Annotated in this window: 19 protein-coding genes; 17 read left to right on the top strand and 2 right to left on the bottom strand. The window is 69.6% G+C overall.

Annotated features, from left to right (window positions below):
• The first annotated feature begins 201 nt into the window (after positions 1 to 201).
• Positions 202 to 1,737, top strand: a complete 1,536-nt coding sequence (locus tag MCHT01_RS00830; protein ID WP_245643114.1) for a wax ester/triacylglycerol synthase family O-acyltransferase — start codon at positions 202 to 204, stop codon at positions 1,735 to 1,737.
• A gap of 124 nt (positions 1,738 to 1,861) precedes the next feature.
• Here MCHT01_RS00830 and MCHT01_RS00835 read toward each other — a convergent pair whose 3' ends face one another.
• The gene (locus MCHT01_RS00835) at positions 1,862 to 2,206 is read right to left on the bottom strand and encodes a hypothetical protein (RefSeq protein WP_067061021.1); all 345 of its coding nucleotides are present in this window, start codon (positions 2,204 to 2,206) and stop codon (positions 1,862 to 1,864) included.
• A 214-nt stretch (positions 2,207 to 2,420) separates the two neighbouring features.
• Positions 2,421 to 3,095, bottom strand: coding sequence for a TetR/AcrR family transcriptional regulator (locus MCHT01_RS00840; protein WP_067061023.1), 675 nt, complete (start codon positions 3,093 to 3,095; stop codon positions 2,421 to 2,423).
• Positions 3,096 to 3,175: 80 nt separating this feature from the next.
• On the opposite strand from MCHT01_RS00840, the gene MCHT01_RS00845 reads away from it, so the two are divergent.
• The 16 genes from MCHT01_RS00845 to MCHT01_RS00920 all read left to right on the top strand — a co-directional run bounded on the left by MCHT01_RS00845 (position 3,176) and on the right by MCHT01_RS00920 (position 15,288).
• Positions 3,176 to 4,132, top strand: a complete 957-nt coding sequence (locus tag MCHT01_RS00845) for an ABC transporter ATP-binding protein (protein WP_067061026.1) — start codon at positions 3,176 to 3,178, stop codon at positions 4,130 to 4,132.
• Positions 4,129 to 4,911, top strand: a complete 783-nt coding sequence (locus tag MCHT01_RS00850) for an ABC transporter permease (protein ID WP_067061028.1) — start codon at positions 4,129 to 4,131, stop codon at positions 4,909 to 4,911. The genes MCHT01_RS00845 and MCHT01_RS00850 overlap by 4 nt, the downstream gene beginning before the upstream one ends.
• A 28-nt stretch (positions 4,912 to 4,939) precedes the next feature.
• Positions 4,940 to 5,212, top strand: coding sequence for a BolA family protein (locus tag MCHT01_RS00855; RefSeq protein WP_067061031.1), 273 nt, complete (start codon positions 4,940 to 4,942; stop codon positions 5,210 to 5,212).
• A 116-nt stretch (positions 5,213 to 5,328) separates the two neighbouring features.
• Positions 5,329 to 5,979 (top strand): ATP phosphoribosyltransferase, encoded by a 651-nt coding sequence (gene hisG, locus MCHT01_RS00860; RefSeq protein ID WP_067061035.1) that lies wholly within the window; start codon positions 5,329 to 5,331, stop codon positions 5,977 to 5,979.
• Between the two features lie 13 nt (positions 5,980 to 5,992).
• Positions 5,993 to 7,303, top strand: coding sequence for a histidinol dehydrogenase (hisD, locus tag MCHT01_RS00865; protein ID WP_067061037.1), 1,311 nt, complete (start codon positions 5,993 to 5,995; stop codon positions 7,301 to 7,303).
• Between the two features lie 92 nt (positions 7,304 to 7,395).
• Complete coding sequence (locus MCHT01_RS00870; protein ID WP_067061041.1) at positions 7,396 to 8,946, top strand: methyl-accepting chemotaxis protein; 1,551 nt, start codon at positions 7,396 to 7,398, stop codon at positions 8,944 to 8,946.
• Positions 8,947 to 9,057: 111 nt separating this feature from the next.
• Entirely contained in the window at positions 9,058 to 9,276 is a 219-nt protein-coding gene (locus MCHT01_RS00875; protein WP_067061044.1) for a CopG family transcriptional regulator, read from the top strand.
• A complete protein-coding gene (locus MCHT01_RS00880; protein ID WP_174549022.1) occupies positions 9,273 to 9,842 on the top strand; it encodes a PIN domain-containing protein in 570 nt (189 codons plus the stop codon). The genes MCHT01_RS00875 and MCHT01_RS00880 overlap by 4 nt, the downstream gene beginning before the upstream one ends.
• Positions 9,839 to 10,924 carry a histidinol-phosphate transaminase gene (gene hisC, locus MCHT01_RS00885; protein ID WP_067061046.1) on the top strand — a complete coding sequence of 362 codons (1,086 nt, stop codon included), beginning with the start codon at positions 9,839 to 9,841 and terminating at the stop codon, positions 10,922 to 10,924. The genes MCHT01_RS00880 and hisC overlap by 4 nt, the downstream gene beginning before the upstream one ends.
• A 48-nt stretch (positions 10,925 to 10,972) precedes the next feature.
• Entirely contained in the window at positions 10,973 to 11,569 is a 597-nt protein-coding gene (gene hisB, locus MCHT01_RS00890) for an imidazoleglycerol-phosphate dehydratase HisB (RefSeq protein WP_067061049.1), read from the top strand.
• Positions 11,566 to 12,222 carry an imidazole glycerol phosphate synthase subunit HisH gene (hisH, locus tag MCHT01_RS00895; RefSeq protein ID WP_084451488.1) on the top strand — a complete coding sequence of 219 codons (657 nt, stop codon included), beginning with the start codon at positions 11,566 to 11,568 and terminating at the stop codon, positions 12,220 to 12,222. The genes hisB and hisH overlap by 4 nt, the downstream gene beginning before the upstream one ends.
• Positions 12,223 to 12,306: 84 nt before the next feature.
• Positions 12,307 to 13,050: a 1-(5-phosphoribosyl)-5-[(5-phosphoribosylamino)methylideneamino]imidazole-4-carboxamide isomerase gene (hisA, locus tag MCHT01_RS00900; protein WP_067061051.1), complete on the top strand. Its 744-nt coding sequence runs from the start codon at positions 12,307 to 12,309 to the stop codon at positions 13,048 to 13,050.
• Positions 13,051 to 13,054: 4 nt separating this feature from the next.
• The gene (gene hisF, locus MCHT01_RS00905) at positions 13,055 to 13,813 is read left to right on the top strand and encodes an imidazole glycerol phosphate synthase subunit HisF (protein ID WP_067061054.1); all 759 of its coding nucleotides are present in this window, start codon (positions 13,055 to 13,057) and stop codon (positions 13,811 to 13,813) included.
• Positions 13,810 to 14,511, top strand: a complete 702-nt coding sequence (rsmD, locus tag MCHT01_RS00910) for a 16S rRNA (guanine(966)-N(2))-methyltransferase RsmD (RefSeq protein WP_084451490.1) — start codon at positions 13,810 to 13,812, stop codon at positions 14,509 to 14,511. The genes hisF and rsmD overlap by 4 nt, the downstream gene beginning before the upstream one ends.
• 9 nt (positions 14,512 to 14,520) lie before the next feature.
• On the top strand, positions 14,521 to 15,030 hold the full coding sequence (coaD, locus tag MCHT01_RS00915) for a pantetheine-phosphate adenylyltransferase (protein ID WP_174549023.1): 510 nt from the start codon (positions 14,521 to 14,523) through the stop codon (positions 15,028 to 15,030).
• Positions 15,031 to 15,033: 3 nt separating this feature from the next.
• Complete coding sequence (locus MCHT01_RS00920) at positions 15,034 to 15,288, top strand: YfhL family 4Fe-4S dicluster ferredoxin (protein ID WP_067061057.1); 255 nt, start codon at positions 15,034 to 15,036, stop codon at positions 15,286 to 15,288.
• Positions 15,289 to 15,331 lie beyond the last annotated feature (43 nt).

Below are 15,331 nucleotides of genomic sequence, written 5' to 3' on the forward strand. Positions count from 1 at the left end.
GATGTTAACCATCGCCGACCACGCGCTCTGGGGCCGCCTCTCTAGATGACGCATCATCCGGCTTCGTCCCGCCCGGTTCCCCATCCAGCCGCCCGTCGCGCCCTCCAGGAGATCGCCTTGCCCACGTCCGCGTCACGCCCGTCCGCGTCCCCGTCCGCCCCGTCGACCCGGAAGCCCGCGGCCGCGAAGACGGTGAAGGCCGTGAAACGGGGAAAGGTGGCACTGCCCGGTGGCGCCGAGGCCATGTCCAAGCTCGACACCGCCTGGCTGCGCCTGGACACCGAGGCCAACCGGATGGTGATCCACGGGATCCTGTTCCTGAAGCCGACCGTGTCGCTCGAGGCCGTGCGCGAACGCGTCGCCGAGCGCCTGATGCGCTTCCCGCGCTTCCGTCAGCGCGTCGTCGAATCCGGTGATGCCGCCTACTGGGTCGAGGACCAGCCCGTCGACGTCGCGCATCACGTCGTCAGCGAGACGCTCGCGCGCCGCAAGGGGCGATCGCTCGACGGCGCGCTGCAGGACCGGCTCGCCGAGCTGGCGGCCGAGCCGCTCGATCCGGAGCGTCCGCTCTGGCAGCTGCATCTGATCGAGCATTACGACGGCGGCAGCGCGCTGATCGCCCGGGTGCACCACTGCATCGCCGACGGCATCGCGCTGATCGCGGTGATGCTGTCGATCACCGATGGCGGGCTCGCGCCCCCGGGCGCGGAGGCGGAGACCCTGGCCGCGTCCAAGGGCGGCAAGCGGTCCAAGGCGGCCAAGCTCGACCAGGCCGTGACCGCGGCGAAGGCCGCCAAGGCCGGCAAGGGCACCACGGCCGCGCTGCCCGTCGATCCCGACGCCGAGCCCGAATGGCTGGCCGACGCGATGATCAAGCCGATCAACGCCTGGACCGTGAGCGAGATCCGGCAGATGGCGAGCGCCGGCGCGCGGAGCCCCCGGCCCGATCCGGTGGAGCCGGCCGAGCGCCTGAGGCGCCGGCTGCTCGAGGACGCCGCCGCCCTGACCGACGCGCCCGACGACGCGAAGACCCGGCTCAAGGGCAAGGCCGGACGCGCCAAGCGCGTGGCCTGGGGCGCGCCGTTGCCGCTGGACGCGGTGAAGGCGGTGGGCAAGTCGCTCAACGTGTCGGTCAACGACGTGCTGCTGGGCTGCGTGGCCGGCGCCATCGGCCAGTACCTGCGCGAACACGGCGACGACACCTCGGGCCAGGAGATCCGCGCGCTGGTGCCCGTGAACCTGCGCCCGCTGGAGACGGCCTGGCAACTGGGGAACCGCTTCGGCATGGTGCCGCTGCCGCTGCCCATCGGCATCTCGAATCCGGTGAAGCGGCTCTACGCGGTGCACGCGCAGACCCAGGCGCTCAAGAAGAGCCTGCGGCCCGCGCTGTCGCTGGGGCTGATGGCCACCTCGGGCACGGTGGAGAAGGCCGCGCAGCGCGGCATGCTCAAGACCCTGTCGCGCAAGGCCACCGCGCTGATGACCAACGTGCCGGGGCCGACGCTGCCGCTGCGCCTGTGCGGCGCGACGGTCGACCGCGTGATGTTCTGGGCGCCGCAGGCCGGCGACATGAGCCTGGGCGTGAGCATCCTGACCTACGCCGGTCAGGTGCAGTTCGGCCTCATCGCCGACGCGGGCCTGTGTCCCGATCCGGAGCGGATCGTGGCCCACTTCGAGCCCGAGTTCCAGCAGCTGCTGGTGCTCGCGCTGATGCTGCCCTGGGAGGCGGGCGCCTGAGGCGTCGACGTGGCGCCCCGAGCGTCGCGACGCTTCGCGCGTCGGCGGCCGGCCATGAAAAACGCCGCCCGAGGGCGGCGTCTTCATTGCAGGAGTCGTGGCCGAGCCGGGCTCGGCGATCCGCTCACTTGCTGGCGGCCTTGGCGGCGGCCTTCGGGCGGCCGGCGGCGGTCGGGTAGGCATTCATGACGCGGACCGGGTCGGCGCTGGCCAGGTACTCGGCGTACTGCGACTCGCCGCAGGCGACCGACTTGCCGGCTTGCGCCTCGCCGCGGTACTCGCCCTTGCTGTAGACGAAGCGGAACTCGTTGGCGGCGGCCGGGGCCTCGAAGGCGACGGTGTGCTTGGCGGCGCATTCGGCGCGCAGGGCCTTGGCGTCGGCGTTCTCTTGCGTCTTGGCCGCGTGGGCCATCGGGGCGATCAGCGCCAGCACGGTGGTGGCGGCGGCGGCGGTCAGGATGCGCTTCATGAGGTCGGTCCCTTGGTGTCGGTGAATGCGATATCCCTAATTTATAGGGTGCCGATCCGGCCCGCCATCCGCGAGTGCGGGGTCCGGCTTCGCACACTTTCAGGGTTTGTTCCGAGGGGCGCCGACGGTGTTGGTGCTAGCCCCTGTCATCCGATCGTCATCGCGCGCCGCGCCCGCCGGGCGTCGCCGAGGGCCGCCGACCGCGGTCGCGGGGTCAGGCCTTGCCGTCCCCGGCGCCGCCCTGGTACTTGCCGGCCAGACGGAACAGGTGGTCGCGCGAGCTCGGCTCCAGATAGGGCAGCAGCAGCCCCAGCACGTGGAAGGCGCCGCGCATCAGCGCCTCGCCGGCGCGGTCGGGCTCGAGCGCGTTGCGCGGATCGCGCACGTACTCGAAGCTCAGCCAGTAGCTCAGCAGCACCACCATCGCGTTGGCGGTGGGCACGGCCTCGCGCACCTGGATGTTCAGGGCGCCGCTCTGCTGCAGGCCGCCCAGCATGCCCTGCATCGCCTGCGTCTTCTGCGCCAGCACGTTCTGGAAGTGCGTCTCCAGCTTGCGGTTCTTGGACAGCAGGTCGTTCAGGTCGCGGTAGAGGAAGCGGTGCTGCCAGATCAGCTCGAACAGCATGTGGAAGAACAGCCAGGCGTCCTCCACGTCCCGCACGTTGTCCACGGCCCCGAGCAGCTCCGAGAGCGCCTTCTCGTAGCGGCCGAACAGGGCGTTGATCAGCTCGTCCTTGGCCGGGTAGTGGTAGTAGAGGTTGCCGGGCGAGATGCCGAGCTCGGCCGAAATCAGCGTGGTCGAGACGTTCGGCTCGCCAAAGCGATTGAAGAGGTCCAGCGTGACTTCGAGGATGCGTTCGGCGGTGCGGCGCGGCTTCTTGGTGGCCATGGGAGTGGGGCGGAAGTGCCGGCATTCTGTCATGTCCCCAGGCGGGCGCGGGATGGACCCCCTGCCTACAATCCGCGCCCATGCTCGCAAGCTCCCTTCAACAGCCGGTCGCCGCGGCCCCGGCGGCCGGCGGTCCGCCCGCCCTGCGTTTCAGCCACGTCAGCAAGACCTACCGCGCCGGCCAGTTCAAGGCGCTGGACGACGTCAGCTTCGACATCCAGCCCGGTGAATTCTTCGGCCTGCTGGGTCCCAACGGCGCCGGCAAGACCAGCCTGATCAGCATCCTGGCCGGCCTGTCCCGCGCCAGCGGCGGCCAGGTCTCGGTGCTGGGCCACGACGTGGTGGACGACTACGCCAACGCCCGCAAGAAGCTGGGCATCGTGCCGCAGGAGCTGGTCTTCGACCCCTTCTTCAGCGTGCGCGAAACCCTGCGCATCCAGTCCGGCTACTTCGGCGTGCGCCACAACGACGACTGGATCGACGAGCTGCTGCTCAACCTCGGCCTGGCCGACAAGGCCCACAACAACATGCGCCAGCTCTCCGGCGGCATGAAGCGCCGGGTGCTGGTGGCGCAGGCGCTGGTGCACCGCCCGCCGGTCATCGTGCTGGACGAGCCCACCGCCGGCGTTGACGTCGAGCTGCGCCAGACCCTGTGGCAGTTCATCGCCCGTCTGAACCGCGAGGGCCACACCGTCCTGCTGACCACGCACTATCTGGAGGAGGCGGAGGCGCTGTGCCACCGCATCGCCATGCTCAAGCAGGGCAAGATCGTCGCGCTGAACCGCACCTCGGAGCTGCTGGCCGGGACCGCGTCCACGATGCTGCAGTTCAAGACCGACTCGGCGCTGCCGCTGGCGCTGGCCGAGCGCGCCCGCATCACCGGTCGCATCGTCCAGCTGACCGCGCACGACGCGGCCGAGGTCGAGCAGATCCTGGCCACGCTGCGTCAGGCCGCCGTGCCCATCGAGGACCTGGAGATCGGCCGCGCCGACCTCGAGGACGTCTTCATCGAAATCATGCAAGGGGGCCGCGCATGAGCGCCAGCCATTTCCCCATCCGCCTCGAAGGCGCCCGCCCGCTCTTCTACAAGGAGGTGCTGCGCTTCTGGAAGGTCGGCTTCCAGACCGTCGGCGCGCCGGTGCTGACCGCGGTGCTCTATCTGCTGGTCTTCGGCCATGTGCTGGAGGACCACGTGAAGGTCTACGGCAGCGTGGGCTACACCAGCTTCCTGATCCCGGGCCTGGTGATGATGAGCGTGCTGCAGAACGCCTTCGCCAACAGCAGCTCCTCGCTGATCCAGAGCAAGATCACCGGCAACCTGGTGTTCCTGCTGGTGACGCCGCTGTCGCACTGGGCCTGGTTCCTGGCCTATGTGGGCGCGTCCGTGATCCGCGGCCTGATGGTCGGCGCGGGCGTGTTCATCGCCACCGTGTGGTTCGCGCCGCCGGGCATGGCCAATCCGCTGTGGGTGCTGGCCTTCGCGGTGCTGGGCGCCGCGCTGATGGGGACGCTGGGCCTGATCGCCGGTCTGTGGGCGGAGAAGTTCGACCAGATGGCCGCCTTCCAGAACTTCATCGTGATGCCGATGACCTTCCTGTCGGGCGTCTTCTACTCGGTGAGCTCGCTGCCGCCGTTCTGGCAGGGCGTGAGCCACCTGAACCCGTTCTTCTACATGATCGACGGCTTCCGCCACGGCTTCTTCGGCGTGAGCGACGCCTCCCCGTGGCTGAGCCTGGCCATGGTCGCCGTGGCCTTCGCGGTGGTGGCCGGGGTCGCGCTGGAGCTGCTGCGCCGCGGCTACAAGATCCGTCACTGAACGCACCCGAGTAGAATCCCGCCCCATCATGGCCGATCCCACCCCCACCGAAGTCCAGTCCTACATCGCCGCGGGCCTGACCTGCAGCGAGCTGCAGGTCGAGGGCGACGGCCGTCATTTCTTCGCGACCATCGTGTCGGCCGAATTCGACGGCCTGAGCCGGGTGAAGCGCCACCAGCGCGTCTACCAGGCCCTGGGCGACCGCATGCGCGAGCAGATCCACGCGCTGTCGATGAAGACGCTCACCCCCGGCGAATGGGCCCGGCAGGGCTCGACGCTGGACCAACACCATCATTCCTGATTGCCACCCGGCTGAACGGCGGGTGGCGGTGTTGCGCCGTCCGGTGAACCCGCTGCCGTCCCGCTGAACAGCCCCCGCGCCTCGCCGCCGAGGCGCTTGTTCACCGAGGACACCGCATGATCACCCTGGCGCTTTCCAAGGGCCGAATCTTCGAAGAGACGCTGCCGCTGCTGGCGGCGGCCGGCATCTCCGTCCTGGAGGATCCGGAGAGCTCCCGCAAGCTCATCCTCCCGACCAATCAAGCGGACGTCCGTGTCGTGCTGGTGCGCGCCACCGACGTGCCGACCTATGTCGAGTACGGCGGCGCCGACCTGGGCGTGGCCGGCCGCGACGTGCTGATCGAGCACGGCGGCGCGGGCCTGTACCAGCCGCTGGACCTGCGCATCGCCAAGTGCCGCATGAGCGTGGCCGTGCGTGACGACTTCGACTACGACAACGCGGTGCGCCAGGGCTCGCGCCTGCGCGTGGCGACCAAGTACACCGCCATCGCCCGCCAGCACTTCGCCGACAAGGGCGTGCACGTGGACCTGATCAAGCTGTACGGGTCGATGGAGCTGGCGCCGCTGACCGGCCTGGCCGACGCCATCGTCGACCTGGTCTCCACCGGCAGCACGCTCAAGGCCAACCGGCTGGTCGAGGTCGAGCGGATCATGGATATCTCCTCGCGCCTGGTGGTCAACCAGGCCGCGCTCAAGCTCAAGCGCGACCAGCTCAAGCCGCTGATCGACGCGATCGCGTCCGCCATCCCGGCCGACCCCGCCGCCTGATCGGGAGCCTCTCATGTTGAATCTGCGTTCCCTGAGCACGGCCGAGGCCGACTTCGACGCCGCCTTCCAGCGCGTGCTGCACTGGTCGGCCGAGACCGACGCCGCGATCGAGTCGCGCGTCGCCGAGATCCTGGCCGACGTGCGCGCCCGCGGCGACGCGGCGGTGCTCGAGTACACCGCCCGTTTCGACGGCCTGCAGGCCGAGTCGCTGGCCGCGCTGGAGCTGACCCGCGAGGAACTGAAGGCCGCCTTCGACGGCCTGCCGCCCGAGCAGGCGAAGGCGCTGACGCAAGCGGCCGAGCGCGTGCGCCGCTATCACGAGCGGCAGAAGCAGGCCTGCGGCGAGAGCTGGAGCTACCGCGACGAGGACGGCACCTTGCTGGGCCAGAAGGTCACGCCGCTGGACCGCGTCGGCATCTACGTGCCGGGCGGCAAGGCCGCCTACCCGTCGAGCGTGCTGATGAACGCGATTCCCGCGCAGGTCGCGGGCGTGCCCGAGATCGTGATGGTCGTCCCGACCCCGCGCGGCGAGAAGAACCCGCTGGTGCTGGCGGCGGCCTACGTGGCCGGCGTGCACCGCGCCTTCACCGTCGGCGGCGCGCAGGCGGTGGCGGCGCTGGCCTACGGCACGGCGACCGTCCCGCGGGTGGACAAGATCACCGGCCCGGGCAACGCCTACGTCGCCAGCGCCAAGAAGCACGTCTTCGGCCAGGTCGGCATCGACATGATCGCGGGCCCCAGCGAGATCCTGGTGCTGGCCGACGGCACGACGCCGCCGGACTGGGTCGCGATGGACCTGTTCAGCCAGGCCGAGCATGACGAGCTCGCCCAGAGCATCCTGCTGTGCCCCGATGCCGGCTACATCGAGCAGGTGCGCGAGGCCATCGAGCGCCTGCTGCCCGGCATGCCGCGCAAGGACGTGATCCAGGCCTCGCTGGAAGGGCGGGGCGCGCTGATCCATACGCGCTCGATGGACGAGGCCTGCGAGATCAGCAACCGCATCGCGCCCGAGCACCTGGAGGTGTCGAGCGCCGACCCGCACCGCTGGGAGCCGTTGCTGCGCCACGCGGGCGCGATCTTCCTGGGCGCCTACACCAGCGAGTCGCTGGGCGACTACTGCGCCGGGCCGAACCACGTGCTGCCGACCTCGAGCACGGCGCGCTTCTCCTCGCCGCTGGGCGTGTACGACTTCCAGAAGCGCTCCAGCCTGATCGAGGTCAGCGAGGCCGGCGCCCAGGTGCTGGGCCCGATCGCCGCGACCCTGGCCTACGGCGAGGGTTTGCAGGCTCACGCCCAGGCGGCCGAGTTCCGCCTCAAAAAATAAAAAAACGCGACTTTTGCCGCTGTTCCGCCATTCGCCCGGTTGTGCGGAGAACTAGCATCGCAAGCTGATCCAGAAAACAAGGACGGCCAAGTATGAAGTTCTCGGACCTGCGCGTCGGCGTGCGCATTTCGTTGGGATTCGCGGCGGTGCTGCTGGCCACCGTCGTGGTGGGCCTGGTGGCGATCAACCGGATGCATGTGATCGAGGGCAATGTCGAGGACATGGCCGACGACTGGATCCCGTCCATCAACGCGGTCAACGCGTACCGGGGGCAGCTCAACGAGCTGCGCCGCGCCGAGATGGCGATGTGCCTGCGCGAGGTGGTGCTGGAGGTCGAGCAGGAGCAGGATCGCATGAAGGTCCTGCGCGACAAGACCCTGCCCGAGCTGGCCAAGGCCTACGAGCCGCTGATCTCCTCCCCCGAGGAGGGGGCACTGTGGAAGGAGGCGCAGGCCAAGTACGCGGCCTACGTCGCCATCCAGGACAAGCTGATCGCCGCGCGCAAGGCCGGCAACCGCGGCGAGTACATGGCCGTCGTCGTCAACGAGTCGGCCAAGGGGTTCATCGAGCTGGTGCAGGCCATGCAGAAGCTGGTCGATCTCAACACGGCCGGCGCCAAGAACAGCGCGGATGAGTCGCGCAAGACCTTCCACACGGTGATCACGACCATGGTCGTGCTGCTCGTGGCCGCGGTGGTGGCCGGCGCGGCGCTGGCGTTCTACCTGACCCGCAGCACGGTGCGTCCGTTGACCGAGATGGTGGGTGTCGCCCAGCGCGTGGCCGAGGGCAACCTGGCGATCGAGGTCGACACCTCGCGCCGCGATGAACTCGGCCAGCTGGCGCAGGCCCTGGGCGCGATGCGCGAGGCGCTGAACCGCTCGCTCTCGGCCGTGCGCGTGAGCGCGGAGAGCATCGCCATGTCCAGCGGCGAGGTCGCCGCCGGCAGCGCCGACCTGTCCGCCCGCACCGAGCAGATGGCCTCCAGCCTGGAGGAGACCTCCGCCACCATGCAGGCGCTGACCGACACGGTGCGCATGAACGCCGATTCCACCCGCCAGGCCAGCCAGCTGGCGCTGAACGCCAGCCAGGTCGCGGACCGCGGCGGCGCGGTGGTGTCGGAGGTGGTCAGCACGATGGAGCAGATCAATGCCTCGTCGCGCAAGATCGCCGACATCATCGGCACGATCGACGGGATCGCCTTCCAGACCAACATCCTGGCGTTGAACGCCGCGGTCGAGGCGGCCCGCGCGGGCGAGCAGGGCCGCGGCTTCGCGGTCGTGGCGTCGGAAGTGCGCTCGCTGGCGCAGCGCAGCGCCGAGGCGGCCAAGGAAATCAAGACGCTGATCGGCGCCAGCGTCGAACGGGTGGACGTGGGGTCGCGCCTGGTCGGCGACGCCGGCGAGACCATGCGGGAGATCGTGGCCGCCGTGCAGCGGGTGACGGACATCATCCAGGAGATCTCCTCCGCGACGCAGGAGCAGAGCACCAGCCTGATCGAGGTCGGCCAGGCGGTGCAGCGCCTGGACGAGGTCACGCAGCAGAACGCCGCGCTGGTCGAGGAATCCTCCGCCGCGTCCGAGTCGCTGCGCGAGCAGGCCGGCAGCCTGCAGCAGGTCGTCGCCCAGTTCCAGCTCCGCCACTGAGCCGGCATGCCCCCTCGCCCGCTTGCGGGAGAGGGCAGGGGAGAGGGTCTTTGGGGGTCTTTGGGACACGAACTTCGTGTTCCACGAACTTCGTGTTAGCCTGCGGCCCTCATGAAGAACGTCACCGTGACCATGGAAGACAGCGTCGCCGAATGGGCGAGGCTGGAAGCGGCGCGACGCAACACCAGCGTGTCGCGGCTCGTCGGCGAGCTGCTGGCCGAGAAGATGCGCCACGACGACGCCTACGAGCGCGCCCTGCAGGACTGGCTGCACCGCGAGCGCACCTGGTCCTCCGACGGCTCGGCCTATCCCGGCCGGGAGCTGCTATGAAGAAGGCCGCCGCCCCCCGCGCCACCGACGCGGCCTCCGAGGCCCCGCTGGCCTCCATCGACCTGACGGCCCCCGTCTTCGTCGATACCTCCGTCCTGATCCTCAGCGAGGACGGCGCGGACCCGCTGCGCCGCCTGCAGGCCATGCGCTGGCTGCGGGTGCTCTGGCAGCAGCGGCTGGGCCGCAGCTCCAGCCAGGTCCTCAACGATTTCTACCGCGCGGTCACCACCCGCATCGAGCCCGCCATGCCCAACGGCGACGCGCGCGCCGAGGTGCGCCGCTACCAGCGCTGGGCCCCCTGGTCCACCGACCACGCGACCGTCGAATCCGCCTGGTCGCTGGAAAGCCGCTTCGCGCTCCCCTACGCCGACGCGCTGATCGTCGCCGCCGCCAAGGCCCAGGGTTGCGAGACCCTGCTCAGCCTGGCGCTGCCGCACGGCCAGCTCTACGACAGCGTGCTGATCGTCGATCCGATGCGGGCGCTGCCGGCGGGCGTCTCCGCCGCCGATGGCGCCTTCGGTGGCGCCGCCGACCCCCTCTCCTCCCTGGCCGCCGTCTCCCCATGAAAGCTGCTCTCGACCGTGCCCTGAACACGCTGCGCGCCGATGTCCGCGCGATGCGGGCCTACCAGGTCCATCCGGCCGCCGGCCTGATCAAGCTGGACGCGATGGAGAACCCGTACCGCCTGCCGGAGGCGCTCCAGCAGGCGCTCGGCGAGCGCCTGGGCCGCGTCGCGATCAATCGCTACCCGGGCGAGCGCACCGGCGAGCTGGCCCGCGCGCTGGCCGCGCACGCCAAGCTGCCCGAAGGCCAGGGTCTGATGCTGGGCAACGGCTCGGACGAGCTGATCTCGCTGCTGGCGATGGCCGTCTGCCGGCCAGGCGAGCGCGTCGCCGTGCTGGCGCCGCTGCCGGGCTTCGTGATGTACGAGCTGTCGTCCAAGTACCAGCACCTGGACTTCGTCGGCGTGCCGCTGACGCCGGACTTCGAGCTGGACGAGGCCGCCATGCTGGCCGCCATCGAGCGCGAGCGGCCCGCCATCGTCTACCTGGCCTATCCGAACAACCCGACCGCCAACCTCTGGGACGAGGCCGTGATCGAGCGCATCGCCGCGGCGTCGCCCGGGCTGGTCGTCATCGACGAGGCCTACCAGCCTTTCGCCGAGCGCGACGCCATGGGCCTGATGGCGCGCCACGCCAACGTGCTGATCATGCGCACGATGAGCAAGTTCGGCCTGGCCGGCGTGCGCATCGGCTACCTGATGGGTCATGCCGAGCTGATCGGCCACATCGACAAGCTGCGCCCGCCCTACAACATCAGCGTGCTGAACGCCGAAGCCGGCCTGTTCGCGCTGGAGCACGCCGAGGTCTACGAGCGCCAGGCCGCCGAGCTGCGCGCCGAGCGCGAGCGCCTCCAGGCGGCGCTGAAGACGCTGCCCGGGGTGACGAGCTTCCCCAGCCAGGGCAACATGATCCTGGTACGCGTGCCCGACGCCGACGCGCTGCATGCCGAGTTGAAGTCGCGCGGCGTGCTGGTCAAGAATGTCTCCGGCATGCATCCGCTGCTGGCGCGCTGCCTGCGCCTGACGGTGGGCACGCCCGACGAGAACGCCGCCATGCTGGAGGCGCTGCGCGCCGCGCTGACCTGATCCGCCCCGACCCCTCGACCTGATCACGATCCTACCGCTGGAATCCCCATGAGCTCCGAACGCATCGCCGAAGTCCGCCGCGACACCAAGGAAACCCAGATCCGCGTGCGCGTGAATCTGGACGGCACCGGCCAGGCCACGCTGAACACCGGCATCGGCTTCTTCGATCACATGCTGGACCAGATCGCCCGCCACGGCCTGATCGACCTGGAGATCGAGGCCCAGGGCGACCTGCACATCGACGGCCACCACACCGTCGAGGACGTCGGCATCACGCTGGGCATGGCCGTCGCGCAGGCCATCGGCGACAAGAAGGGCCTGACCCGCTACGGCCACAGCTACGTCCCGCTGGACGAGGCGCTGTCGCGCGTGGTGATCGATTTCTCCGGCCGCCCGGGACTGGAGATGGACGTGAAGTTCACCGCCGGCTCGATCGGCGCCTTCGACACCCAGCTGACCTACGAGTTCTTCCAGGGCTTCGTGAATCACGCGCTGGTCTCGCTGCACGTGGACAACCTCAAGGGCCACAACGCGCACCACCAGTGCGAGACCATGTTCAAGGCCTTCGGCCGCGCGCTGCGCATGGCGATGGCGCTGGACCCGCGCTCGCTGGGCGTGATCCCCTCGACGAAGGGCACGCTGTGAGCGTCCAGCCCAAGACGGTCGCCGTCGTCGATTACGGCATGGGCAACCTGCGCTCGGTCTCGCAGGCGGTGATCGCCGCCGCGCAGGACCAGGGCGTGAAGGTGCTGATCACGTCCAAGCCCGAGGAGGTCTACGCCTCGGAGCGCATCGTGCTGCCCGGCCAGGGCGCCATGCGCGACTGCATGCGCGAGCTGCAGGACAGCGGCCTGAAGGAGGCGGTGCTGGACGCCGCCGCCAACAAGCCGCTGATGGGCGTGTGCGTCGGCATGCAGATGCTGCTGGACCACAGCGAGGAGCAGGACACGCCCGGACTGGGCCTGATCCCGGGACGCGTGAAGCGCTTCCAGCTCGAGGGCCGGCTGCAGCCGGACGGCAGCCGCTTCAAGGTTCCGCAGATGGGCTGGAACCGCGTGCGCCAGACCCGACCCCACCCCGTCTGGGGCGAGGTGCCGGACGAGAGCTGGTTCTACTTCGTCCACAGCTTCTACGCCGAGACGTCGGACGCGCGCGACAGCGCGGGCGACAGCGACTACGGCCTGCGCTTTACCTGTGCCGTGGCGCGGGATAACATTTTTGCCACCCAATTCCACCCCGAGAAAAGTGCCGCGTCCGGGCTCGCCCTGTACCGCAATTTCCTGCACTGGAGACCGTGAGACCCGGTCTCCGGTCTTGCGACGCACGCGCGCTGCTCGAGTGCTTTCTCCCTCCCCATTCCTTCACCCACAGCCCCCTCGGCCATGCTGCTGATTCCCGCGATCGACCTGAAAGACGGCAAGTGCGTCCGCCTCAAGCAAGGCGACATGAATGACTCGACGACCTTCGGCGAGGACCCGGCGCAGATGGCGCGCCGATGGGTCGACGCCGGGGCGCGTCGGCTGCACCTGGTGGACCTGAACGGCGCCTTCGCCGGCAAGCCGGTCAACGAGGGCGCGATCAAGGCCATCCTGCGCGAGGTCGGCGACGACATCCCCGTGCAGCTGGGCGGCGGCATCCGCGACCTGGACACCATCGAGCGCTACCTGGACGACGGCCTGTCCTACGTGATCATCGGCACCGCCGCGGTGAAGAACCCCGGCTTCCTGAAGGACGCCGCGTCGGCCTTCGGCGGCCACATCATCGTGGGCCTGGACGCCAAGGACGGCAAGGTCGCCACCGACGGCTGGAGCAAGCTCACCGGCCACGAGGTCGTGGACCTGGCCAAGAAGTTCGAGGACTACGGCATCGAGGGCGTGATCTACACCGACATCGGTCGCGACGGCATGCTCACCGGCATCAACATCGACGCCACGGTGAAGCTGGCGCGGGCGCTGTCCATCCCGGTGATCGCCTCGGGCGGCCTGTCCAACCTGGCCGACATCGAGGCCCTGTGCGCGGTCGAGAGCGAAGGTGTCAGCGGCGTGATCTGCGGCCGCGCGATCTACACCGGCGACCTCGACCTGGCCGAGGCGCAGCAGCGCGCCGACGCGCTCAACGGAGCCTGAGACCTTGCTGGCCAAACGCATCATTCCTTGCCTGGACGTGACCGGCGGTCGCGTCGTCAAGGGCGTCAACTTCGTCGAACTGCGGGACGCCGGCGACCCGGTCGAGATCGCCGCCCGCTACAACGAGCAGGGCGCCGATGAGCTGACCTTCCTCGACATCACCGCCACCAGCGACGGCCGTGACCTGATCCTCCCCATCATCGAGCGAGTCGCGTCGCAGGTCTTCATCCCGCTGACGGTGGGCGGGGGCGTGCGCTCGGTCGCCGACGTGCGGCGACTGCTGAACGCGGGCGCGGACAAGGTCAGCTTCAACTCCGCCGCGGTGGCCGACCCCGAGCTGATCCGCGCGGCCTCGGACAAGTACGGCGCGCAGTGCATCGTCGTCGCGATCGACGCGAAGAAGCGAGAGGGCGGCGGCTGGGACGTGTACACCCACGGCGGCCGCAAGAACACCGGCCTGGATGCGGTCGAGTGGGCGACGAAGATGGCCGAATTCGGCGCCGGCGAGATCCTGCTCACCAGCATGGACCGCGACGGCACGAAGAGCGGCTTCGACCTGGCGCTGACGCGCGCGGTGTCGGACGCGGTGAACGTGCCGGTGATCGCCTCGGGCGGCGTGGGCTCGCTGCAGGACCTGGCCGACGGCATCACGAAGGGCGGCGCCGATGCGGTGCTTGCCGCGAGCATCTTCCATTACGGCGATCACACGGTCGGCGAGGCCAAGGCGCTGATGGCGTCGCAAGGCATTCCGATCCGGCAATGAGCGCGTCCTCCAGCGGCCGCGGCAAGGGCCGCGATCAGGATCGGGCCGTCGACGGCCTGCGGCGTTCGAGCCGGCCGGGCCCGCGGGTCACGGTGGGCGAGGGCGCGATCAAGGCCAGACCCCAGGCGCCGCGTGACGCGGGGCCGGGCGAGGTCCGCATCGTCGGCGGCGTGTGGAAGCGCTCCAAGCTCCCCGTTCCGGCGAGCCCGGGTCTGCGGCCCACGCCCGACCGGGTGCGGGAGACGCTGTTCAACTGGCTGGGGCAGGACCTGGCCGGCTGGCGGGTGCTGGACGCCTTTGCCGGCAGCGGGGCGCTGGGCTTCGAGGCCGCGTCGCGCGGCGCGGCGCAGGTCACGCTGATCGAGCGCGATGGCGCGCTGGCGTCGGCGCTGCGGGCCAACCTCAAGCGGCTGGACAAGGACGGCACGGTCCCGATGACCATCGAGAACGCCGATGCGCTCACCTGGATGAAGCGGGCGGCTCCCGGGTCGATCGATCTGGTGTTGCTGGACCCCCCGTTCGCGCAGGACCTGTTCCTGCCGGCGCTCAAGGCCGCGGCCCCCCTGCTGTCGCCGCAGGGGCTGATCTATCTGGAGTCGCCCGAGGTCATCGAGGCGCCCGAGGCGCTGGGCTTGTCCGTATGGAAGGAAGGGCGGGCCGGAGCGGTGCATTACCGCCTGTTGCGGCGCAGCGGATAATCCGCGCCCATGACCTCGCAGACCCTGCTGACCGCCGTCTACCCCGGCACCTTCGATCCGATGACCCTCGGCCACGAGGATCTGGTGCGTCGCGCCAGCCGGCTGTTCGAGCGCCTGGTGCTGGCGGTGGCCGCCGGTCATCACAAGAAGACGATGTTCAGCGTCGACGAGCGCCTGGAGATGGCGCGCGAGCTGGTCGCCCCGTACCCGAACGTCGAGGTGGTGGCCTTCAAGGGCCTGCTGCGCGACTTCGTGCTGGAGAACGGCGGCAAGGTCGTCGTGCGCGGGCTGCGGGCCGTGTCCGACTTCGAGTACGAATTCCAGATGGCCGGCATGAACCGGCAGCTGATGCCCGACGTGGAGACGGTGTTCCTCACGCCGTCGGATCATTACCAGTTCATCTCCTCGACCTTCGTCCGGGAGATCGCGACCCTGGGCGGCGAGGTGTCCAAGTTCGTGTCGCCGCTGGTGCGCGAGCGGCTGGAAGCGCGCATCGCCAAGAACCGCATGGAGCAGTAAGCCATGGCCTTGATGATCACCGACGAATGCATCAACTGTGATGTGTGCGAGCCCGAGTGCCCGAACGAGGCGATCTCCATGGGCGAGGAGTTCTATCAGATCGATCCGGGCAAATGCACCGAGTGCGTCGGCCACTTCGACGAGCCGCAATGCGCGATGCTGTGCCCGGTGGCCTGCATCCCGGTGAACCCCGAGCACGTGGAGTCGCGCGAGACCCTCATGCAGAAGTACATCCGCCTGACTCAACAGGCCGCCTGAGTCGGTCCCTTCCGGTTCCGGTCCCCACCGCGGCGTCGTGAGA

The sequence above is a fragment of the Mitsuaria chitosanitabida ATCC BAA-476 = NBRC 102408 genome (assembly GCF_001598255.1).
Lineage (GTDB): Bacteria > Pseudomonadota > Gammaproteobacteria > Burkholderiales > Burkholderiaceae_C > Roseateles > Roseateles chitosanitabidus.